Source organism: Neobacillus niacini (genome assembly GCF_023715415.1).
In the GTDB taxonomy this organism is placed as follows: Bacteria; Bacillota; Bacilli; order Bacillales; family Cytobacillaceae; genus Neobacillus; species Neobacillus niacini_C.
On the sequence record NZ_JAMBOB010000003.1, the window covers coordinates 259,967 to 281,167 of the forward strand.

General features: G+C 36.6%; 24 protein-coding genes. 19 read left to right on the forward strand and 5 right to left on the reverse strand.

Translation table 11 applies throughout. The annotated features are described in order from the left end of the window. The first annotated feature begins 2 nt into the window (after positions 1-2). Genes M3189_RS07830 through M3189_RS07855 form a run of 6 tightly spaced genes read left to right on the forward strand, consistent with a single transcriptional unit; the run spans position 3 to position 4,617 of the window. A complete protein-coding gene (locus tag M3189_RS07830; protein WP_251633268.1) occupies positions 3-971 on the forward strand; it encodes an NAD(P)H-dependent flavin oxidoreductase in 969 nt (322 codons plus the stop codon). 38 nt (positions 972-1,009) lie between these two features. Further along, positions 1,010-2,461 carry a sigma-54 interaction domain-containing protein gene (locus tag M3189_RS07835; RefSeq protein ID WP_251633269.1) on the forward strand — a complete coding sequence of 484 codons (1,452 nt, stop codon included), beginning with the start codon at positions 1,010-1,012 and terminating at the stop codon, positions 2,459-2,461. Positions 2,462-2,507: 46 nt separating this feature from the next. Next, on the forward strand, positions 2,508-3,269 hold the full coding sequence (locus tag M3189_RS07840; RefSeq protein ID WP_251633270.1) for an SDR family NAD(P)-dependent oxidoreductase: 762 nt from the start codon (positions 2,508-2,510) through the stop codon (positions 3,267-3,269). Positions 3,270-3,304: 35 nt separating this feature from the next. After that, on the forward strand, positions 3,305-3,754 hold the full coding sequence (locus tag M3189_RS07845; RefSeq protein WP_251633272.1) for a MaoC family dehydratase N-terminal domain-containing protein: 450 nt from the start codon (positions 3,305-3,307) through the stop codon (positions 3,752-3,754). Continuing rightward, positions 3,751-4,152, forward strand: a complete 402-nt coding sequence (locus tag M3189_RS07850; RefSeq protein ID WP_251633273.1) for a MaoC/PaaZ C-terminal domain-containing protein — start codon at positions 3,751-3,753, stop codon at positions 4,150-4,152. Before M3189_RS07845 ends, M3189_RS07850 begins: the two co-directional genes overlap by 4 nt. Before the next feature lie 51 nt (positions 4,153-4,203). After that, positions 4,204-4,617, forward strand: a complete 414-nt coding sequence (locus tag M3189_RS07855; RefSeq protein ID WP_251633275.1) for an acyl-CoA thioesterase — start codon at positions 4,204-4,206, stop codon at positions 4,615-4,617. 68 nt (positions 4,618-4,685) lie between these two features. On the opposite strand, the gene M3189_RS07860 is transcribed toward M3189_RS07855, so the two are convergent. Next, positions 4,686-5,225, reverse strand: a complete 540-nt coding sequence (locus M3189_RS07860) for a helix-turn-helix domain-containing protein (RefSeq protein WP_251633579.1) — start codon at positions 5,223-5,225, stop codon at positions 4,686-4,688. 197 nt (positions 5,226-5,422) lie between these two features. Between M3189_RS07860 and M3189_RS07865 the strand changes: the two genes are divergently transcribed. From M3189_RS07865 to M3189_RS07880, 4 genes are all read left to right on the forward strand, one after another. Next, positions 5,423-6,067, forward strand: a complete 645-nt coding sequence (locus tag M3189_RS07865; protein WP_251633276.1) for an alpha/beta hydrolase — start codon at positions 5,423-5,425, stop codon at positions 6,065-6,067. A 22-nt stretch (positions 6,068-6,089) separates the two neighbouring features. Then, complete coding sequence (locus M3189_RS07870) at positions 6,090-6,512, forward strand: DoxX family protein (RefSeq protein WP_251633278.1); 423 nt, start codon at positions 6,090-6,092, stop codon at positions 6,510-6,512. A gap of 19 nt (positions 6,513-6,531) precedes the next feature. After that, positions 6,532-7,311: a DODA-type extradiol aromatic ring-opening family dioxygenase gene (locus tag M3189_RS07875; protein ID WP_251633280.1), complete on the forward strand. Its 780-nt coding sequence runs from the start codon at positions 6,532-6,534 to the stop codon at positions 7,309-7,311. Between the two features lie 146 nt (positions 7,312-7,457). Then, positions 7,458-8,405: a rhodanese-related sulfurtransferase gene (locus tag M3189_RS07880; RefSeq protein ID WP_251633281.1), complete on the forward strand. Its 948-nt coding sequence runs from the start codon at positions 7,458-7,460 to the stop codon at positions 8,403-8,405. A 42-nt stretch (positions 8,406-8,447) separates the two neighbouring features. On the opposite strand, the gene M3189_RS07885 is transcribed toward M3189_RS07880, so the two are convergent. After that, positions 8,448-9,599 carry a glycosyl hydrolase family 18 protein gene (locus M3189_RS07885; protein ID WP_251633283.1) on the reverse strand — a complete coding sequence of 384 codons (1,152 nt, stop codon included), beginning with the start codon at positions 9,597-9,599 and terminating at the stop codon, positions 8,448-8,450. Between the two features lie 181 nt (positions 9,600-9,780). On the opposite strand from M3189_RS07885, the gene M3189_RS27110 reads away from it, so the two are divergent. The 5 genes from M3189_RS27110 to M3189_RS07910 all read left to right on the forward strand — a co-directional run bounded on the left by M3189_RS27110 (position 9,781) and on the right by M3189_RS07910 (position 15,422). Beyond that, a complete protein-coding gene (locus tag M3189_RS27110; protein ID WP_251633284.1) occupies positions 9,781-10,878 on the forward strand; it encodes a metallophosphoesterase in 1,098 nt (365 codons plus the stop codon). Between the two features lie 166 nt (positions 10,879-11,044). After that, the gene (locus tag M3189_RS07895; protein WP_251633285.1) at positions 11,045-11,341 is read left to right on the forward strand and encodes a 4a-hydroxytetrahydrobiopterin dehydratase; all 297 of its coding nucleotides are present in this window, start codon (positions 11,045-11,047) and stop codon (positions 11,339-11,341) included. A 27-nt stretch (positions 11,342-11,368) separates the two neighbouring features. Continuing rightward, complete coding sequence (locus M3189_RS07900; protein WP_251633287.1) at positions 11,369-13,096, forward strand: aromatic amino acid hydroxylase; 1,728 nt, start codon at positions 11,369-11,371, stop codon at positions 13,094-13,096. Positions 13,097-13,317: 221 nt separating this feature from the next. Further along, a complete protein-coding gene (locus tag M3189_RS07905; RefSeq protein ID WP_251633288.1) occupies positions 13,318-14,229 on the forward strand; it encodes a CBASS cGAMP-activated phospholipase in 912 nt (303 codons plus the stop codon). Positions 14,230-14,240: 11 nt separating this feature from the next. After that, positions 14,241-15,422, forward strand: a complete 1,182-nt coding sequence (locus M3189_RS07910; protein WP_251633290.1) for a DHH family phosphoesterase — start codon at positions 14,241-14,243, stop codon at positions 15,420-15,422. Between the two features lie 50 nt (positions 15,423-15,472). On the opposite strand, the gene M3189_RS07915 is transcribed toward M3189_RS07910, so the two are convergent. Next, on the reverse strand, positions 15,473-15,838 hold the full coding sequence (locus M3189_RS07915) for a carboxymuconolactone decarboxylase family protein (RefSeq protein WP_095246885.1): 366 nt from the start codon (positions 15,836-15,838) through the stop codon (positions 15,473-15,475). 74 nt (positions 15,839-15,912) lie between these two features. Beyond that, positions 15,913-16,752, reverse strand: coding sequence for a DUF2935 domain-containing protein (locus M3189_RS27115; RefSeq protein WP_251633291.1), 840 nt, complete (start codon positions 16,750-16,752; stop codon positions 15,913-15,915). 117 nt (positions 16,753-16,869) lie between these two features. On the opposite strand from M3189_RS27115, the gene M3189_RS07925 reads away from it, so the two are divergent. Genes M3189_RS07925 through M3189_RS07935 form a run of 3 tightly spaced genes read left to right on the forward strand, consistent with a single transcriptional unit; the run spans position 16,870 to position 20,484 of the window. Beyond that, complete coding sequence (locus tag M3189_RS07925; protein WP_251633297.1) at positions 16,870-18,303, forward strand: spore germination protein; 1,434 nt, start codon at positions 16,870-16,872, stop codon at positions 18,301-18,303. 5 nt (positions 18,304-18,308) lie between these two features. Continuing rightward, positions 18,309-19,394: a GerAB/ArcD/ProY family transporter gene (locus M3189_RS07930; protein ID WP_251633299.1), complete on the forward strand. Its 1,086-nt coding sequence runs from the start codon at positions 18,309-18,311 to the stop codon at positions 19,392-19,394. After that, on the forward strand, positions 19,387-20,484 hold the full coding sequence (locus tag M3189_RS07935; protein ID WP_251633305.1) for a Ger(x)C family spore germination protein: 1,098 nt from the start codon (positions 19,387-19,389) through the stop codon (positions 20,482-20,484). Before M3189_RS07930 ends, M3189_RS07935 begins: the two co-directional genes overlap by 8 nt. A 33-nt stretch (positions 20,485-20,517) precedes the next feature. On the opposite strand, the gene M3189_RS07940 is transcribed toward M3189_RS07935, so the two are convergent. After that, positions 20,518-20,778 carry a DUF2533 family protein gene (locus M3189_RS07940; protein WP_251633307.1) on the reverse strand — a complete coding sequence of 87 codons (261 nt, stop codon included), beginning with the start codon at positions 20,776-20,778 and terminating at the stop codon, positions 20,518-20,520. 122 nt (positions 20,779-20,900) lie between these two features. Between M3189_RS07940 and M3189_RS07945 the strand changes: the two genes are divergently transcribed. Next, positions 20,901-21,185 carry a DUF3219 family protein gene (locus M3189_RS07945; RefSeq protein ID WP_251633308.1) on the forward strand — a complete coding sequence of 95 codons (285 nt, stop codon included), beginning with the start codon at positions 20,901-20,903 and terminating at the stop codon, positions 21,183-21,185. Positions 21,186-21,201: the final 16 nt, after the last annotated feature.

The window sequence follows — 21,201 nt, forward strand, 5'->3', positions numbered from 1 at the left end:
TAATGAAAACGAGATTTACTGAACTTATAGGCATTGAATATCCAATCATGTGCGGCGGTATGTTTCAGGTAGGGAGAGCAGAACTATGTGCAGCAGTTTCTGAAGCAGGAGGACTAGGTACCATTACCTCAGCAACACAGGGTACGGCTGAAAATCTTAGAAAAGAAATACGAAAAGTAAAGGAATTGACCAACAAACCATTTGCTGTCAATTTAAGTTTGTTTCCTAGTGCAAGGCCAATACCAAATGATGACTACATCGAGGTACTAATTGATGAAGGTGTAAAGGTTGTGGAGACGAGCGGGCAGAGTCCGGAGACAGTGATGAAATCGTTAAAAGATGGCGGCTGCATTGTGATTCATAAAGTTCCAGGAGTTAAGTATGCGAAAAAGGCTGAAAGCGTTGGTGTAGATGCTGTCAGCGTGGTTGGATTTGAAACAGGCGGTCATCCTGGAATGGAGGACATTGGGAGTCTTCTGTTAACAAAATTAGTTTCTCAGAATGTCAAAATTCCTGTTCTAGGCGGTGGCGGCTTTGGAGATGGTCATGGTTTAGTTGCAGCTATAGCATTAGGGGCAGAAGGTATTGTTATGGGGACACGATTTATGGCAGTAAAAGAATCAATTGTCCATGATAATGTTAAACAGTGGATGGTCAATGCAGATGAATACCAGTCCGTCATTGTCCAAAAAAGTATCAGTTCCCCAAACCGTGTTGCTTTAAATGAAGTCAGTAAGCAAGTATTAGCAATGGAGGAGCAAGGGGCAAGTTTTGAAGAATTACTGCCGCTTATCACTGGTTCCCGCACCAATCAGGTTTACTTTGAAGGTGATGTCAACGGAGGAATATGGTCCTGTGGTCAGGTTGTGGGACTTATTGAAGATATTCCTAGCACCAAAGAATTAATGATGAGAATGATAAAAGAAGCCCAACAGTCCTGTCAATTTGTTAACAACGCCTTTGCTGATTAAATATTCTATTAATCATTCTATTTTCAGGGGGTTCATACATGATTACCAATCACCCTCAAGATGTCAAAGAAATTCAAGATATACTTGATAAAACAAAACAGTTGAATTTTGAATTAGAAAAAACAATACAGGCCTGCCAAGAAGGTATCTATATTTGTGATGAAAATACCGTTGCATTAAGAGTAAACAAGGCCTATGAACGTATATCAGGTATGTCAGAAAAAGAAATGATTGGGAAAACAAGTGCCCAAATAAAGAAACAAGGTATTGTAACGGAGTCCGTTGCGATTAAGGTATTGGAAGAAGGAAGAATTGTGTCCATGTTCCAAACCTTTAGCAGCGGCAAAGAAGTTTTAGCGACCGGTACACCTGTATACGATGACGATGGTAGATTGTTTAGAATTGTTGTCACAGCACGGGATGTGACCGAATTAAAAGAAATGGAAGAAAAGCTGAAAGAAGAAGAAGCGAAGATTGAACGCTACTTAATCGAATTAAACCAATATAAGAATAACGCAACAAATAACAGTGAAATTATCGCTCGTAGTTCTAACATGCAATTGTTAATAGAAACGATTACGAGAGTGGCTCCAGTTGATTCTCCCGTACTGCTGTTAGGTGAATCTGGAACAGGGAAAGAAGTAATGGCAAAGTTAATTCATGATTCGAGTTCGCGTTCCAAACATTCTTTTATCAAAATAAATTGTGCTGCAATTCCAAGTCATTTATTAGAATCAGAATTGTTCGGGTATGTGAAAGGAGCCTTTACAGGCGCAGATAATAAAGGAAAAGTAGGGTTATTTGAACTCGCTGACAATGGGACATTATTTCTTGATGAAATAGGAGAATTACCACTCGCATTGCAGGTAAAACTTCTCAGAGTTCTCCAGGATTTTGTAGTACAAAGATTGGGCAGCACCATTACTCGGAAGGTAAATGTCAGAATAATCTCTGCAACAAATCGGAATCTAGAAGAGATGATTCGAAATGGCGAATTCCGTGAAGACTTGTTTTATCGTATTAATGTAATTCCCCTTTCAATTTCTGCATTAAGGGATCGAAAAGAGGATATTCCTCCACTTATATATCAGAAGTTAAAAGAATTATCGGTAAAATATAATATCCAGCGTACAATGTCTAGTGAAGCCCTTGAATATTTGGAGCAATATTCATGGCCAGGAAATATAAGAGAATTGCAAAATGTAATTGAACGTCTTTTTGTCATATCAAACCATCCAATAATTGAAGTAAAACATTTACCTACTTACATTCTGCGCGAAATTCATAATAATGATGATACTACTATCAACTCAAATAAAAAACAATCATTAAAAGATCGAGTGATAGCACTTGAAAAACAGATTATTATCGAAACCTTAAAAAATAGTAATAGTATGAGAGATGCAGCGAAAGAATTAAAAATTGATGCCTCCACGTTAACTAGGAAGTGTCAAAAATACGGAATTTCTATTCATATAGGTGTATTATAGCGAGATTTACAGATTTTGAGTTTAATAAATAAAGGAGTGTAGGAAAATGTCAAGATTTGATGGAAGAGTAGCGATTATAACAGGCGGCAGCCGCGGAATCGGATATGAAGTGGCTTCAAAATTTGCAGAAGAAGGTGCAAAGGTTGCCATCTTTGATATTAATGAAAGTGAATTAGCAAAGGCAGCTAATACTTTAACGGAAAAAGGCTATGATGTTACTCCATTTGTTGCAAATGTTACTAAGGTAGAAGAGGTAGAGGGTGCAGTAGATGCAGTCAAACAACAATATGGCAGAGTGGATATTCTTATTAATAATGCTGGAGTAACCCGTGACAATCTTTTATTTAAAATGACTGATAATGACTGGAATACGGTAATTGATGTGCATTTAAAAGGGGCATTTTACTGCGCTAGAGCCGTCCAAAAATATATGGTTGAAAACAAGTATGGACGGATTGTAAATCTTTCTTCTATTGCTGCATTGGGAAATAGAGGACAAACGAATTATTCAACTGCAAAGGCTGGTCTTCAAGGCTTCACAAAAACACTAGCGATTGAACTAGGGAAATTCGGTATTACAGCGAATGCCATTGCACCAGGTTTTATCGAAACAGAAATGACGAAAGCAACTGCGGAGCGCCTAGGAATTCCTTTTGATGAGTTCATAAATGCAAGCGCTGCTGAGATCCCGGTGAGACGTGTTGGTCAGCCATCTGACATCGCCCATACGGCTGCGTTTTTATGTGACGAAGCATCTTCCTTTGTAAGTGGTCAGGTAATTTATGTTGCAGGAGGGCCGACGAATTAAACCACTAACTAAACTTGATGAGAGGAGATAACTTTGTGTATAAACATATGATTGGTAAGTCTTCAAATAAAGTGTTAAACACGATTGAACGGGGTGCCGTTAAAAAGTTTGCTGAATCGATTGGAGATTTACACCCAATTTATTCAGATCGTGATTATGCGAAAAATTCCAGATACAAAAATAATATAGCTCCACCAACCTTTCCAAGAGTCCTGGATTTTGGAGTAATAGAGGGGCTCATTTTGCCAAAATCGGGACTTATCCATGGTGAGCAGCGCTATCACTATGAGCGCCCTCTTCTAGTGGGTGAAGATATCTATTGTTATGCTAAAGTAGTAGATTCCTTTGAAAAAGCTGGAGCAAATGGAACCATGTATTTCCTTGCAATCGATAATAATGGAGAAGACCTTCAAGGAAATATCATTTTTACCTCCACCATTGTTATGATTATAACAGAAGAAGTTAGAAAGGGGATGGGAATATGAAAACCCTTAGTGAATTGCAAATTGCAGCCTCACTAGACCCGATTCAGCTCGAACCTGTTTCCCGGCTTGATTTAATTAAGTATGCCGGTGCCTCAGGAGACTACAACCCCATACATACGATTGATGAAGCAGCTAGTGAGGCTGGGCTATCGGGTATTATAGCCCACGGCATGTGGACGATGGGGAATTTATCGAAGTTATTTTCACCTTTTCTTGAAGAAGGGTTCGTACAAGACTATACGATACGCTTTGCAAGAATGGTTTATTTAAATGATGTAATAACCCTGAAAGCTAATCTTGTTGAGAAAGCAGGAGAGGTTTTCACCTTTAAAGTTGCTGCTGAAAACCAAGATGGCAAAGTTGTTATAAGCGGAGTAATTAAATTTAAACTTTATTAATAGTTTCATCTAATGAAGCTAATTGACGAAAGTTTTAGGGTGGTGATCCAAGTGTATAGAACGGTAATAGTTCCAAGAGTTTCGGAAACAGATGGTGTAGGCCACATCAATAATACAACCGTACCCATTTGGCTTGAAGCTGGAAGAAATGATTTTTTTAAATTGTTTACGCCAGATAGCTCCTTTAAAAATTGGAAGATTCTTATCATTAAAATGAATATTGATTATGTGGATCAAATTTATTTTGGCAAAGATGTGGAAGTCCGTACATGGATAAAAAGAATTGGAAATTCAAGCGTAGAGTTATATGAAGAGATTCATCAAGAAAATCGATTATGTGCCAAAGGGACGGCGATCTATGTAAATTATAATTTTCAATCTAAGAAATCGGAACCAATTACTGAAGAAATTAGACAACAGTTAAATAAACATCTTTATGAAGTGCAAGAAATACATGAATATTAATGGTTCTAAAAAGGTGTACTCATCATTTGAGGTACACCTTCCCTTTTTTCACTTCACTTCAAAAATCCCTACAAGATATTATTCAACTCATTATCTGAATACACAGCGATTAATACAACCGCTTTACCATCCCCAATATTTTTCACCGTATGTGGAACACTTGCATTCCAGCTGAAGGAGTCACCTTCTTCTAAGATAACAGAATCTTCCCCCTGCTCTGCTAAAACTTTTCCTTCTAGCACTAAATGACATTCTTCCCCTTCATGCGCATGTGCGTCCCCTATAGAAGCTCCTGGTGGAAACTCCACACTTCTTAAACTTAAACCTCCCATTGAGGAAATGGTTTCAATTTTCAGCTGATTAAACGTAGTCATAGTCCTTGCGTCTTTCCTGACTACGCGTAAATGTTGTTTTTTTTCTAATAATAAGTAAGGTAAAGGTACTTCTAAATAGCTAGCAATGGTTTGCAGTGTACTGATTGATGGAGAGGTGTTATTGTTTTCTACATTACTGATAAACCCTTTTGAAAGGCCAGTTCCTTCACACATTTGAGCGATTGTGATTTTTTTTCGATTTCTAATTGCACGAATTTTTGCGCCGATATCCAGTTTGATCACCCTTTGTAGTTTCCTAATATAGAACATATTTATATATTAGCAAAAATACCATTGACAATCCATATGATTCGTTGTTATCCTATAAACAACAAATGTTCATATGGAGAAACATTTATTTTTTTGTGAATGTGTTTCTTAATATGAATCTTTATTAACTATGAAAATACAAGAAGAAAGGAATGATATATATGAGTGCACCTATGTTTTATGAGCTTCGCCGGCCAAAAGAGATCAAACCCGATAAGAATTATCCTGCGTTGTTTATTATGCATGGAATAGGCAGTAATGAACAAAACATGCTGTCGTTGGTGAACGGCTTAGAAGAAAATTTCTACATTTTTAGTATTCGTGGTCATCTCTCACAGCCTCCAGGCTATGCTTACTTCACGATTCAAGGCTATGGAAAACCACACCGTGAAGTGTTTGATGAAGGTGTAAGTAAGCTGACAAGCTTTATTGACTATGTTTGCGAACAGTATCCGCTAGATACAGCTCAATTATACTTGTTAGGATTTAGCCAAGGTGCGATTTTAGCGATGACGCTTGGATTGACGTTAGGAAGTAAAATAAAAGGCATTGTTGCCTTAAGTGGTTACATTCCTGCTTTTGTAAAAGAAGAATATCCAATCAAGTCTGTGGATGAGGTATCCTTATTTATTTCACATGGAGAAATGGATCAAGTTCTTCCTTTTGAATGGGGAGTCGCAAATAACGAATATTTCCGTCAATTAGGTGCAAAAGTTACTTTTAACACGTATCCAGAAGGTCATAGTGTTTCATTACAAAACCTGCAAGATTTTACAAACTGGTTATTACAAAATATAAAAAACTAATTTATTTAAGGAGAGGTAGAAAATGATGAAGAAATTTGAAGCAAGTACATTAATTTTACGTTTAGTATTAGGGGTTACGTTTTTTGTCCATGGTTTAGTGAAATTCCAAGGCGGAATTGAAAATATCGTTGGCTGGTTTGAAATGATTGGGCTGCCAGGTACACTTGCATATGTAGTAGCAATAGTAGAAATGGTCGGAGGACTTGCATTACTGGTTGGTTTAGGAAGCAGAATTGTATCAGCTTTATTGGTTTTATTAATGATTGGAGCAATTGTCAAAGGGAAATTAGCTGTTGGCTTCTTAGGTAACGGTCAAGGTGCTGGCTGGGAATTAGATTTAGCTTTACTTGTTATGGCATTATTCATTGCAATTAATGATAGTAAAATGTTTGCTTTAGATAAAGTTCTTTTCAAAGGTCAGAAAAACGAAGCACAATCACTTTAGTATAGGAGGGGTTCATACAATGATGCCATCACTCTTTATCGCTCATGGTGCACCACTGCTTGCCATTGAAAACAATGAGTATACTCAGTTTGTAAATCAATTGGGCAAGTCTTTGCTACGACCAAAAGCAATTGTCTTATTTTCAGCCCATTGGGAGTCTAATGCACAAAAGGTAAGTGAAGTAGATCAATATGACACCATTTATGATTTCGGTGGATTCGACCCAGCGCTATATACCATAAAATATCCCGCTAAAGGTTCACAGGAAATCTCAAATGAAATAATTGATGTATTTAAAGAAAATGGTATTCCCTTTGATGTAGAAACGAAACGCGGCTTGGATCATGGTGCGTGGGTTGTACTTCGCCTGCTTTACCCAAATGCGGATGTTCCTGTCATTGCGATGTCAGTTAATCCTAGGCTTACTCCAGAAGAACAATACAAGATTGGTAAATCCCTTGCAGCATTACGTGCTGATGACGTATTAATCATTGGAAGCGGAGGAACAGTTCATAATTTGAGAGCGGTGAATTTTGCAGACAATGGACAAATTGATCAATGGGCACTAGAGTTTGATGATTGGTTAGCCCATCATCTTCATACGTGGGACACGGATTCATTGTTTAAGTATGACTCTCTTGCTCCGAATGCACAATTTGCTGTCCCTCCATATGGAAATGAACACTTCGTTCCGATTTTTTACGCTATGGGAGCAGCAGATGATAATAAACAAGCAAAGCTATTACATCGTAGTTTCAGATATGGGAACTTAAGTCATAGCGTATGGCAATTTGGATGATAGCCAAAAATAACACTAACTCAGCGTTAGTGTTATTTTTTAATAAGTTAGAATAATTCTTATCAATTGAAAAATATGTAGGATTATTGATATAATAATTCGGTTATTAATATAAGTAATGTATAAAAGTTAATAAGGTGGTAAATATGAATCAAGAATTTAGAGTGTTATTGTATTATAAATATGTCACAATAGAAAATCCTGAAGAAGTGCAACAAGAGCATCTTGAGTTTTGTAATGAGTTAGGTCTAAAGGGCCGGATTATTATAGCAGCAGAAGGTATTAACGGTACGGTTTCAGGCACACCTGAGCAAACCGACGCCTATATGAAATGGATGGATGAGCACCCTCTATTTGCAGGTACTATCTTTAAAATTGATGAAGCAACTGAGCATGCTTTCAAAAAAATGCGTGTTCGTCTTCGACCAGAGCTTGTTACCTTACGACTAGAAGATGATGTAGATCCTCATGTTACGACAGGAAAGCATTTAAAGCCGAAAGAGTTTTTCGAAGCTATGCAAAGAGAAGATACTGTAGTAATTGATGCTCGAAATGATTATGAATATGATTTAGGTCATTTTAGGGGTGCTGTACGCCCAGATATTTTAAATTTCCGTGATCTTCCAGATTGGATTAGAGAAAATAAGCAAGAATTCGAAGGGAAAAAAATTCTTACCTATTGCACAGGCGGCATTCGTTGTGAAAAATTTTCAGGCTGGCTCCTAAATGAAGGCTTTGAAGATGTATCACAATTAGAAGGCGGAATTGTAACGTACGGAAAAGACCCTGAAGTTAAGGGTGAATTATGGGATGGACAGCTTTATGTGTTTGATGAGCGTATAAGTGTTCCTGTTAACCAAAAGGAGCATGTGGTGGTCGGTAAGGATTATTTCACCGGTGAGCCTTGTGAGCGTTATGTAAACTGTGCAAACCCTGAATGTAACAAAAAGATTCTATGTTCTGAGGAAAACGAACACCGTCATTTACGGAGCTGTTCACATGAATGTAGAAAACATCCACGTAATCGTTATGTTGCTCAACATGGATTAACGGAAAAAGAAGTTAATGAAAGATTACTGAACCTACAAGCATAAAAGAAAGGCTGCATACTCAATTTAAGAGTGTACAGCCTTTTACTATTTCTTTGCAAGAACATCACTTGTTTTTGAAAGTTCATCAAATATCACGGTTGTTAAGCTATGAGCACCCTTGCTGTCATGGCCAGCTTCCCACAGCATCATCCCGCCAAAGCCATGACCGAGTGCTAAATTAGTTTTCTTTTTAATTGTTTCAACACCATTATAATGATAAGTTGTTCCGTTCATAGTCACCGTATCATTCGCAGCATTTGCTGGATCACTGTTGATAATCGCTGCATAAGAAACCTGCTTGATAGAAGGGTCTTCAGGCTGAGCATAAAAAGGGACACCTAAAACAAGCTTTTCTTTCGGCAGATTGTTTTGATCAAACAAATTAGCCCAATAGTTTACGATTTTCTCCGTAAACGGGTAAGGAGATAAATTGGCAGCATTATAACCGCCATCCCACTGACCATCATAAGCCATGATATTGACATGATCGACATAGTGAAAAGTAGAAGGTTCATAAACGACAAAGCCCATTTCGGTGCCTGTCACCGCATGAATTTTGGCATAGACTGCAATTGATAGTTCTTTACCTCTTGGATGAAGCTGATCGCTTAGTTCCTTGGCAAATGCTGCCAAGTTTGCTGCATCTGCTTTTGAACGAGGATGTTCAAAATCGATATCGATACCGTCTAGATGTTCACGGTCTACCATACTAGCAAGTTCATTTACTAGTTTTGTTCGAGAATCAGGATTACTGATGGCTGCTTTAAATGGCTCATAGGATTCCCCGCCATTAATATGAAACCAGCCGCCAACTGCTAAGATTACTTTTGTATTGTGTTTATTAGCTTCCTTAACCATGGCTCGTAAATTATTGATGGCTGAATCACCATTAAGCAATATCCCACCATCTGGTGTTGGATGAGCAAACGAGAAGATTGCGTGTGTTAATTTGGAATAATCAACGACATTGGGATCACGAAAATCCTGTACATAACCCAATAACACTTTAGATTCCTCTATACTCTCCTCTGGAATGGCTTTTTGTTCGAGGTTTTTATTTGATTCTGAAGCTTTATCTATTTTAAGCTTTTTCGACGCTTGTTCTGTATTATTTTTTGAATATAAGACTCCTGTAAATATGCCCCCTGTAAAGGTAAGTAAGATGACTAGGGCTAGGAGGATTTTGCTTTTCTTCATAGATTTTATTCCTCCCTATTATTCTCTGACTATAAAATTGTATCAAAAAATGAGAGGGAGGAGAGATGGTAATATCCGCCTTGCAAATATATGGTAAACTTGAGACCATATTTATTGTTAATTAAGCTCAAATATTGTCTAATGGTAGTAAGACTTCTAGTGTAAAGGAGATTCACTTTTCGTGTGGGCTATTGGAATAGGAATTATCTTACTATATAATTTATTTATCTTTTATATTGGATACAATATTTGGGTTTGGTTAAAAAACATTAGTGGTGACCGAAAGAGTATAAAAATAATATTCTGGGTTGTCCTCGTTATTTTTGCGTATTCTTTTGTTTTTTCACGCTGGTTAGATGAGAGTTTATTTTTCACTTGGCTGGGTGCAGCGTGGCTGTCGTTATTCTACTTTTTAATCCTGCTGCTGCCTTTAGCTAATTTAGCCGTTTTTTTAAGAAGATTTACAAAAATACAGAAGGAAAAGTTTGTTAAAAGGACTGGATACACCGTACTTATTGTGGTTATTTGCTCTTTCTTTTTCGGAATGTTTAATGCTTACAGTCCTAAAGAGAAAACATATCAGATTACGATTCCGAAACAGGTAGAAGGAAAACAAAACCTGAAAATTATTATGGCTTCTGATATGCATTTTGGAGATTTATCCGGCAACGGACAGGCAAAAAAATTAGTTGAGTATATAAATTCACAGAAACCTGATTTAGTCCTCTTTCCAGGGGATATTATTGATGACGATATCACACCTTTTCTAGAGGAAGGTATTCCAGATATTCTAAAACAAATTGAAGCGCCGGTGTATGCTTCGTTAGGAAATCATGATCGTGATGATGTGGATTTAGTTAAAATCTTTAATAACAGTGGAATGAAGGTTTTAGATGACGAGGTATTGTACCTTCCTGAGGGAATTACCCTTGTGGGAAGGAAAGACCGAGGATATCAGGATGTTGTTAGAGCGGAGCTTTCCACATTAATGAAGCAGGTCGATGTTAAGAAACCCGTTTTACTTCTAGAACACCAGCCTTATGATTTAGATATCGCTGAAAAAAATGGAGTGGATCTGATTCTATCTGGCCACACACATCGAGGACAGGTTGCACCAGGAAACTTGATTACGAACATGATATTTGAAAATGATTTTGGCTATCTGAAAAAAGGGGAACTGCAATCAATTGTTTCATCGGGTTATGGTGTATGGGGACTGCCACTGCGAATCGGAACACGTTCAGAAATCGTCCAAATCGATGTTACGTTTAAACCATAATAAAACAAGAAAAAATCCAGCTGAAATCAGTTGGATTTTTTCTTGTTTATTAAATTGATAACAGATTGTCAGTGTTTTTTTATAATAAATTGAATACTATTAATTGATGATTGTATATTGTAACTCAATAATGTAAGCGCTTTATTTATGTGAAGGAGTGAAGAAAGTGGATAAACTAACGACTTCTGAGGTTCAGGAAAAGTTATCTTCCGTTCCTGAATGGAGATTAGCCGATGAGAAATGGATTGAACGAAAGTATCGTTTTCGTGACTATTTAAAAGGAATTGATTTTGTCCAGCAAATCGCAAATCTATCAGAGCAGGTAAACCACCATCCATTTATTTCAATCGACTATAAGGTCGTAACAGTAAGAATTTCTTCATGGAATGCAAGGGGTTTAACAGCTTTGGATTTTGATTTAGCAACAAAATATGATGAGTTTTATTTACGATTGAAAGGTTAATTATTCTTCTAAGGGAGAGATTTCTAAATGGGAGAAGTAAAGAAAGTTCCGAGACACTTACAAAAATATGTGGTTGATCAGCAATATGAAAAATACACACCCATTGATCATGCTGTTTGGCGGTATGTGATGAGACAAAACCATAACTATTTAAAAGATACGGCCCATCAAGCGTATGTTGGCGGCTTAACGTCATCTGGGATATCCGTTGAGAAAATTCCAAATGTTACAGATATGAACAAAGCGCTGATGCCCTTTGGATGGGGAGCAGCGAATATTGATGGTTTTATCCCAGGTGTTATTTTCTTCGACTTTCAAGCACATGGTATCCTACCAATTGCCTCAGATATTCGTAAACTAGAAAATATTCAATATACACCAGCACCAGATATCATTCATGAAGCTGCAGGGCATGCACCCATCCTTTGCGAAGAAAAGTTCTCTGAGTATGTGAAGTTATTTGGACAAATTGGTTCAAAAGCATTGGCTACAAGTGAAGAACATGAGTTGTTTGAAGCTGTCCGAACCTATTCCAATTTATTAGAAAGTGGAAAAGCGACAAAGACTGAAATTGAGGCAGCTAAAGCTAATTTTGAAGACAAACAGGCAGCTGTAACCGAATTATCAGAAGCGGAACAAATTTCTCGTTTATATTGGTGGACGGTTGAATACGGCCTAATTGGCAGTGTAGGTCAGCCACAAATTTATGGCGCAGGATTGTTATCTTCTGTATCGGAAGGAAGAAATAGTTTAACAGATTCTGTTAAGAAAATTCCTTTCGACTTGCAAACGGTGATTGAAACCGGCTTTGATATTACTAAACCACAGCCACAGCTTTTTGTATGTGACAGCTTTGGTCAATTAATACATGCTGTAAATGAATTTTCGAAAACTATGGCATTTAAGGTTGGTGGAACAAAAGGTTTAAATAAAGCACTTCGATCGAATCATACGGCTACAATGGAGTATAGCTCAGGGCTGCAGCTCACCGGAACATTACGTAACATCATCAAGGATGAAAATGGTGAAGCGATTTACATCCAAACAGAAGGACCTTCAGCCCTGGCGTATCAAGATACCGAATTGTCTGGTCATGGAAAAACGGCACATCAGGACGGTTTTGGAGCACCAATTGGAAAAATAGCAAACAGCCTTATTCCACTAGAGGAGCTTTCTGATGAGGAACTTAAATCAATTGGAATAGAGATAGGAAAAGAAGCTGCTATTGTGTATGAGAGTGGAGTTAAGGTAACTGGGACTCCGCAGTACTTCCATCGGAAAGATGGGAACCTGCTGCTGATATCGCTGAAAGATTGTACGGTTTCATATTCAAATCAAACCTTATATCATCCTGATTGGGGCACATATGATTTGGCAGTTGGAGATAGAATTACCTCTGTTTTCGCAGGTGCGGCAGACTCTGAACAATTTTATGCGGATTTAGAGGAAGTTGAAACGAAAAACCTTGTAAAAAAGGAATTATCTCCGTTAGAACTGTTGTATGGGAAAGTTAGAGATATCCGAGAAAACAAAGTAAATAACATAGACGCCGTGCTGGAAGAAGTGATTGGAAAATTAACCACAGAGTTTAAGAAGGATTGGCTATTAAGAATCGAGATAATGGAATTACTCGTAAAACAAAATCTACTGCCTGAAAAACAGGTGTTGCTTAAAAAACAGCTAGAGGATATAAAGCTATTACACGAAGAATATCCGGTATTAATCGAAAGAGGGCTTATGTTGACAGCCAAATAGGTGCGAGGTCAGTGGTACACTGGCCTTTTGTATTGACCTATTCTATCGGTTAAAGTTCTAGAAACTTTCTTCAAGCTGTGGGGTCAGTGATATCAGCGAATGCCCAAACAAAGGAAACACTAAATATTATTAAAGTGGAAATATAAAAGATGACATGTGATAAGTGGAGTGAAGGAAGGGCAAACTGAAGTAAAAAGAAGGTTAAATTTAGGTGAATTGTAATGAAATTACTATGTATAGATGGTGGTGGAATTCGAGGGATTTTTGCCATAGCCATTTTACAAGCATTGGAAGAAGAAGTGGGGTACCCTGTTGGTGAACTGTTTGATGTAGTGGCCGGTACCAGTACAGGTGCAATCATCGCTGCTTCTGTTTCACTAAATAAGAACATGAAAGAAGTATATGCAAGTTACAAACACTATGGTGATAAGATCTTTACTAGACAGGCAAAAGTAGGTCTTTTCAAAAGTGTCTATAGTGACCGATCGCTCAGACATCTTTTAAAAACTGCATTTGGTGAAGTGGAAATGAAGGATATTCGAAAACCACTACTCATTCCAGCAGTAGATATTACACATGGGAAACCATTTATTCACCGTTCAAACTATGGACATCCTGAAACGGAAGATTTGTCCATAAAACTTTGGGATGCAGTCCTTTCATCGTGCTCAGCACCTGTTTATTTTCCTCCAAACAAAATAGGTGATCAATATTTATCAATTGATGGTGGACTTTGGGCGAATAATCCTTCATTGGTCGGACTAACAGAAGCCATTCACTTTTTCCAAAAAGGAATGACAGAAATCAATATCCTTTCACTTGGAACCGGGTTACAGAATATTGATTTTGCGAATGACAAGGATAAGTATTGGGGGATTAATCAATGGCTGCCATTTCATATCCCTTCGATGAAGGTAACACCGAAGCTTCTGGATTTGGCTCTACATTTGTCTTCAGAGTCTGTATCCTATCATTGTCAGTTACTTCTTAGGCATCAATACCTGCGTATAAATGAAGAGTTAGGTGAGGAAGTACCTTTTGATGAGATAAAATATATGGACGTACTTAGTGAGCTAGGAAGAAGTGTTTTTCAAAAGCAGAAAGGTGAAATTCTTTCGTTTATAAGAAAGTAGAGGTGAAGGTCATGTATAAATTATTGTCACATAATGACCTAGATGGTGTTGGGTGTGGAATTCTAGCAAAGCTTGCCTTTGGGGAAAATGTAAAGGTTCGCTACAATTCCATCTCTGGTTTAAATCGTGAGGTTGAATGGTTTTTCGATAACGATGATAAAAATACATTTTTGTTTATTACCGATTTATCTGTGAATGAAAAAAATGAACAAAGGATTAATGTGTTTTATGAAGAAGGCGGGAAAGTGCAGCTGATTGATCATCATAAAACGGCGCTCCATTATAATGACTATCCATGGGGGCATGTAGTTGTAGAGGACGGAGAAGGGAAATTAACTTCAGCAACCTCACTATTGTATGACTTTCTTATTTCTCAACAGCACCTTGAGGCGTCAGATGCCATCACTGAATTTGTCGAGTTGGTTAGACAATATGATACGTGGGAATGGGAGAAAAATGATAATCAAGATGCCCAACGTCTGAATGCGTTATTTTTCCTTGTTTCCATGGATGAATTTGAAGAAAAAATGATCAACCGGCTTCAGACAAGTGAACATTTTTATTTTGATGAGTTTGAAAAGAAAATATTAGATATGGAAGAAGACAAAATCGACCGCTACATCCGCAGGAAAAGGAGGGAGCTGGTTCAGACTGAGATAGATGGACTTTTTGCAGGCGTGGTTTACGCTGAATCTTATCACTCAGAACTAGGGAATGAACTGGGGAAAGAATATCCTCATATTGATTACATAGCGATTTTAAATATTGGCGGCAAACGAATGGGTTTTCGAACGATACACGACCATGTCGATGTATCCGCTGTGGCAGGGCATTATGGAGGAGGCGGCCATGCAAAGGCTTCGGGATGCTCATTAACCGAAGAAGCCTATAAATACTTTGTGACTGAAACCTTTCATTTAGAACCCGTTCCGGAAGACGCAAGACGAAATCGCTATAACCTTAAAGGCTCCTCATTTGGTACTTTGTATAAAAATAGAAGAGAAGATATCTACCTACTCTACCAGGTAAATGAACATGAGTGGGCACTTGAAAGAAATCGAAATAAATTAGAGCAAACCTTTACAAATTTTGAAGAAGGTGAAAGTTATTTAAAAAGAAATTATGAAGTCTGGCTCGTTAAAGACGATGATTTTGTTAAATTTCTTATGAAAGAGGTAAGAGAAAATAGGTAATAAAAAACCCATCACAGAACATTTGTTCTGTGATGGGTTTTTAGTAGGGATTATTGTTTCAGTTGATTTAAATCTTCAATGCATTCTTGAACAAGTGTAACCGCCTGGCTCATGGCTGCGCCTCCGCCAAATGCCGCCGTTACTCCTACAGCTTCAAGAATTTCTTGTTCAGAACATCCTTGATCAAGACAACCCTTTGTATGGTAGATGATACAATATTCATCCTGAGTATATAGGCTGATGCCTAATGCAATTAATTGTTTTTCACGCTGTGATAAAGCACCTTCTTTAAAGCATTCTTCTGTAAAGGCATTGAAATGCTTTGCAAATTCAGGCATTTTTTGAGTGAAAACACCTAGGCCTGCTTTATACTCGTGAAGGGCAGCTTCTGTACTATTTCTAGCTTCAAATTCCATTCTTTCTTCAGCTCCAATTCTAATTTTCATCAATCCAAAATTAGTATGAGCAAACAGAGTGTGGATTAACCAGCTTACAAGCGTTTATGATAGTTTTTAAAATAGGATGTTAAAGAACAATGCGGAGTTTCCATATCAGGCACAAACGCACTAAGCTTCGTTAAAAAATAACAGGACTCAGGAAAATGGTGCTCTAAGAAACGAAGGGTAGTGGCATTTAGTACTTCATTTCCCTTATAAAGCTTTATTACTTGTTCCACCAATTGGTTAAAGGCAAGTACAGTACCAGTAACCTCCCGTGCGAAGGCGATTTGTACTGAGAAATGCGGAGGCATAAATCGTAAATACCCTTTTATTGCGTCATTTTTTAACATATGCGCAGAAAAAAGTTTACTTAGTGTGTCTACTTTTTCTTTAAGTATTAGCTCAATCCCATCTAGAGCTCGATTTAATAATGCAGCATGGCCAATCTGATCTTCTAACCATAAATCTAATAAATCAACTAGCGGCAGCGGAGGGTAATCTGTTCCATTCATATAATACTGGAGAATCCTTAAATATTCACCGTTCTCATTCAAAGTCCCGTTAAAATAAGTTGGAGTAATATTGATTAGGATTTTATTATTTATTTGTAAGTTAAGAATTTTTCCTTCGAACCGGTAATAATCATAGGAAACCTGAGCGGAAAGCTTTGAAAATTCAATGATGGACTGAGAATTTACATTACTTGACTTTGGGATCTGCTCAAGACGGTTTCTTACCTCTGAAAATCTACCGATAAAGTTTACCGCTTCTTCTACAAGGTTTACTTCAACTGGTGATAAATAATCTCGAACAAAAATGGCATGATCTAAAAGTATATTTACCCAAAAATAATGCTCTTCCCAAGGAGTAAATGGATTTAAGCTTTTCACCGATAGCCTCCTGTAAATAAGTTCTTTATTCCTTATAAGTTATTAAGAAAATTTCTAATAAATGAATAAATTACCATTGTAGGCAAAAAATAAAAGAAAAAGATGGGGCGGATGCGAATGCGAAAAGATCGCAATCGCTTATTAAAGGATTTCAAACTGCAAAAGGAACAAATATTCGAAAAACCCAATTTTGCTGGAGAATCAATCCTGCAGAAATTTATAAGTGATTTTAAAATTAGTTCTGATTTAAGTGTCACAGAGTTTCCGCATTTTACAGTAAAAATTTATTACTTTAGTTATCTTATTAATAAGGATCACTATGAACAATTTTTAGCAAGCATTAGAAATATCACTGCAGAAGAATTACAGTCATTTTTAAACCATTCAGAGTTTAAAGTATTAACAGAAATGGATAGCGTTGAAGAAGCAATTTTATCTGGAAGTGCTATTTTATTCACAGAAAATCAAGCATATGATCTTCCGTTTAAAGAGGGAAAGGGCCGTTCAATTTCTCCATCTGAAACGGAAACGGTCATTCTAGGTGCACATGAAGCTTTTGTTGAATCTGTTGATATGAATTTATCGCTCATTCGAAAAAGAGTGATGAGTTCACAGCTTAAGACAATTAAGTTACTAGTAGGCAATAAGGCAAAAAGAAATGTTTATTTACTTTATCTTGAAGGAGTAGCATCAGAGAAAGATGTAGAAGAAATTAAAAATCGGATTCTATCGATTCATAATGACGCGATTGTTGATACGAATATGCTCGTTCAATATATTGATGAACACCCTAATTCACCATTTCCACAATTTTATACAACTGAGAGACCTGACGTAACGGCATATAAATTGTTTGAGGGGAAAGTTGTAGGATTAATGGAAAACAGTCCATTTGCTTTTTGTACACCAGTCAGTTTTTTTGATTTTATGGAATCGATGGATGATTTCGGGCAAAGATGGATTGTTGGTACATTTATCAAGGTAACGCGGTATATTGCTATATTAGTTACCCTGTTATTTACCGCTTTATATGTAGCGGTTTCGACCTATCATTATGAAATGATTCCGCAGGCATTACTGCCGACATTGCTGGAATCAAGAAGTAAAGTACCATTTCCACCTGTAATTGAAGCGCTTTTTTTAGAATTCCTATTAGAGTTGTTGAGAGAAGCAGGAGCAAGGCTCCCAACAAAAGTTGGACAGACAATCGGTATTGTTGGCGGTATTGTAATCGGACAGGCAGCTGTGCAGGCAGGTATAACCAGCAATATCCTCATCATCGTGGTAGCGGCTTCTGCCATCGCGTCATTTGTAGTACCCAGTTATTTATTGAGTGCCTCAATTAGAATTGTCCGGTTCGGATTTATTATCATCTCAGGATTTTGGGGTAATCTTGGGATCATTTTTGGAATGGGGATCTTGATTATCCATTTAAGCACTCTGACTAACTTGAATTCTCCCTATTTATTGCCTATATCACCTATGTATCCTAAGTTCTTTAAATACACAATGATAAGGGGACCATTTAAGAAAAAAACTGAAAGGGGTTAACAATCATGCAAATGAAAGAAAAGTTATCACCCTTTCAAACTGCCATTTTGGTTTATTTAACTCAGTCTGGTGTTACCTTATTTTCATTGCCACGACTTGTTGCTGAAGCTTTTGGAACCAACGGCTGGATTGGACTTATCATTATCTCTTTTATTGTAAATATCAACATGATTCTTATTTGGCTCGTTTATAAAATGAGTAAAGGGAAGTCCATGTTTGAAATCATAGCCATTTTTCCAAAATGGATTACGTTCTCATTTTGTGTATTCATTGCCGTGGTTTGGATGCTGTTAGGAATAATGGTCATCCTAAAGTTTTCAATGATTATTAAAGTTTTGTTCTACCAGAACGTTTCACTTATTTACTTACTCTCTATGTCATATATATTAACGTATTTACTACTAAAAAAGGACATTTATCAAATAGCAAAAGCAACGGTTGTTTTATTTTATTTTACCGTTTGGACGGTTTTTTTATTGGCTTTCCACCTTCCGGAATTTAGCTTTATCCGGCTTACTCCGTTTATATTTAAAGGTGATACAGACATGTTAAAAGGGGGTTTGTCTATTTTCACAGCCCTTTTAGGATATGAACTATCTATTTTATATGTTCATAAGATAGATAGAAAACCATTAAGATCTCTACTAGTAGGAAATTCCATTACATCCGTTATTTATTTAGGGGTGACATTTGTAAGCTACGGCTTTTTTAGTTTTGAGCAACTGTTAAGAGAAATGTACCCAGTGGTAACCTTGTTGGGTTATATATCATTTCCTGTTTTGGAACGTGTAGAAAATTTTACTTTTTCGGTTTTCGGATTAAAGGTGCTCATGACGATAGTCATGTACTTATGGGGGACAAAAGAACTGATCCAATATCAGTTTAAAAGGATAAAAACAAATTTTATCGTAATGGGGATTCTCATCATCGGATTTTCCGTTTCATTTGTTCCAAAGGTCATTAAAGATGTTGATCAATGGTTAACGTATATCACCTATGCAGCTACAGCAATTGCCATTCTTTTACCGATCTTTTTATTGCTGACAATACTAACATCGAAAATATTGAACAGGAAGGCAGCCAATGAATAAGTTTATTATTATATTATTCGTATTTTTGGTTACTGGATGTGCGGAGCAACGGATCATAGATGATTTAGCACTGATTAATGCGGTAGGCTATGATCTCACGGATAACGAAAAGAACCCCTTAAAGTTAACTGTTACTTTTCCAATCATAACAAAAGACGGAAAATATGATCGAAAAACGATAATGGTGGAAGGAAAAACAAGTAAAGAGGCGAGGGAAAAGGTTAGATTTAAGACAAATTATAAATTGGAAAGTGGACAAGTTCGTGTTGCCTTGTTTGGTAAGAGATTAGCTAAAGAGGGACTGTTACCTAATTTACATTCATTAGTTCGTGATCCCAGTATCGGCACTCGATTAAAGTTGGCTTTAGCTGAAGATGAAGCCAGTGATGTTTTATTGCTGCAAATAAAAAACGAAGGACAAAATGCAACGTATCTTGAGCAGTTTTTAACGAAAATAAATAGAGAAAATTTTAGGACAAATTATAATATTTATCAATTTCTTCGAGATTACTATGATGACGGTATAGACCCAATTCTGCCGGTCTTTAAAGTCGAGAAAAATAATATTGCCTATAATGGCATTGGTCTATTTCATGAAGATAAACTTGTAGAAATCCTGAAACCTTCTGAAGCCAGTTATCTTTTCCTTTTTCGGGAAGAGATGAAGCAAGGTGTTTTTCTCGAACAAATTGATGTTGGGAAGGAAGAACAAGCCTCAATCATGCTTAATTATGAACTTAAGAATCACCATATTGAAATTCCGTCAACACCTAGTAAATCAAAAAAAGCATCTATTTATATAGAATTGATTGGAGATGTAGTTGAATATACAGGTAAAGATGACGTTTCCGATCCCAAAATACAAAGAAAAATTGAAGCTATTATTACTAAGAAAATTAATCAAGAAGGAAAGAAGCTGATAATGAAATTGCAAAAACTCCAAGTCGATCCGCTTGGAATTAATCGATATGTACGAAATAAAATGAACTACAATGAATGGAAAGCGTTAGATCAGTATAAATCCTATCAGGATATGAACATAAATATCGAGACAAAAGTTATCATAAACAGTTCAGGAAAGTGGAAGTAGGGAAATGAAAAAATAATCCACCAGGAGGATGGATTATTTTTTTTCTAAACTGTTTACATATTCCTTAACCATATCAACAGTAACATTTTTTCTAATTGAAATAATTCGCAAATTAATTCTGTTCATTCTATTTGTCACTTCATTAATTTTATCGGTTGTAAAAGGTTTTCCTTGTTTACATAATTCAACAGCTTCTTCAATATACCTTTCACGCAAAACATCCAAAGCTTGAAACTCTTGGTAGCTTTGATTTTGGTTTTGCGCATGTTTAATTAAATCCTTATGTACACTCATGATTTCACTCCTCAAAAAAATAACTGATACCATCATAACATAATTAAAAAGGAAGGAGGAATGTTTGTTATTCCTTTATAGTAAGTGCTATCATTTTTATATGATAAAAGGAGATGTGACTATTGGTAAATGAGATTATTTTAAATGAAACATCCATTAACATTTATAAGTATGAAGAATCAACAGAAAATGGTTTACATAAAATTTCTTTCGAGTTTAAAGTAACGAGCGAGGAATATCATGATATCACGACACTATTGTACAAAGGTACATTTGATGTAAAGGTTCCTGAGAGAGGTCTATCGTTTAGGGCTAGGATCTATCAGTACTCTACTTCCTTTACAAACTTATACATTAAAGGGAAAATTGGAGATTTTACGTTGGTTTTACTAGAAGTAAAAGAGTAGAGAGGAAGGATGATAA

What these genes read in the sequence shown, in the direction of transcription:
- M3189_RS07880 (WP_251633281.1), top strand. Translation starts at nt 7,458, where the DNA reads ATGAATCAAGAATTTAGAGTGTTATTGTATTATAAATATGTCACAATA.
- M3189_RS07840 (WP_251633270.1), top strand. Translation starts at nt 2,508, where the DNA reads ATGTCAAGATTTGATGGAAGAGTAGCGATTATAACAGGCGGCAGCCGC.
- M3189_RS07875 (WP_251633280.1), top strand. Translation starts at nt 6,532, where the DNA reads ATGATGCCATCACTCTTTATCGCTCATGGTGCACCACTGCTTGCCATT.
- M3189_RS07850 (WP_251633273.1), top strand. Translation starts at nt 3,751, where the DNA reads ATGAAAACCCTTAGTGAATTGCAAATTGCAGCCTCACTAGACCCGATT.
- M3189_RS07915 (WP_095246885.1), bottom strand. Translation starts at nt 15,838, where the DNA reads ATGGAATTTGAAGCTAGAAATAGTACAGAAGCTGCCCTTCACGAGTAT.
- M3189_RS07930 (WP_251633299.1), top strand. Translation starts at nt 18,309, where the DNA reads ATGCAAATGAAAGAAAAGTTATCACCCTTTCAAACTGCCATTTTGGTT.
- M3189_RS07940 (WP_251633307.1), bottom strand. Translation starts at nt 20,778, where the DNA reads ATGAGTGTACATAAGGATTTAATTAAACATGCGCAAAACCAAAATCAA.
- M3189_RS07935 (WP_251633305.1), top strand. Translation starts at nt 19,387, where the DNA reads ATGAATAAGTTTATTATTATATTATTCGTATTTTTGGTTACTGGATGT.
- M3189_RS07830 (WP_251633268.1), top strand. Translation starts at nt 3, where the DNA reads ATGAAAACGAGATTTACTGAACTTATAGGCATTGAATATCCAATCATG.
- M3189_RS07865 (WP_251633276.1), top strand. Translation starts at nt 5,423, where the DNA reads ATGAGTGCACCTATGTTTTATGAGCTTCGCCGGCCAAAAGAGATCAAA.
- M3189_RS07870 (WP_251633278.1), top strand. Translation starts at nt 6,090, where the DNA reads ATGATGAAGAAATTTGAAGCAAGTACATTAATTTTACGTTTAGTATTA.
- M3189_RS07925 (WP_251633297.1), top strand. Translation starts at nt 16,870, where the DNA reads ATGCGAAAAGATCGCAATCGCTTATTAAAGGATTTCAAACTGCAAAAG.
- M3189_RS07910 (WP_251633290.1), top strand. Translation starts at nt 14,241, where the DNA reads ATGTATAAATTATTGTCACATAATGACCTAGATGGTGTTGGGTGTGGA.
- M3189_RS07905 (WP_251633288.1), top strand. Translation starts at nt 13,318, where the DNA reads ATGAAATTACTATGTATAGATGGTGGTGGAATTCGAGGGATTTTTGCC.
- M3189_RS07900 (WP_251633287.1), top strand. Translation starts at nt 11,369, where the DNA reads ATGGGAGAAGTAAAGAAAGTTCCGAGACACTTACAAAAATATGTGGTT.
- M3189_RS07835 (WP_251633269.1), top strand. Translation starts at nt 1,010, where the DNA reads ATGATTACCAATCACCCTCAAGATGTCAAAGAAATTCAAGATATACTT.
- M3189_RS07885 (WP_251633283.1), bottom strand. Translation starts at nt 9,599, where the DNA reads ATGAAGAAAAGCAAAATCCTCCTAGCCCTAGTCATCTTACTTACCTTT.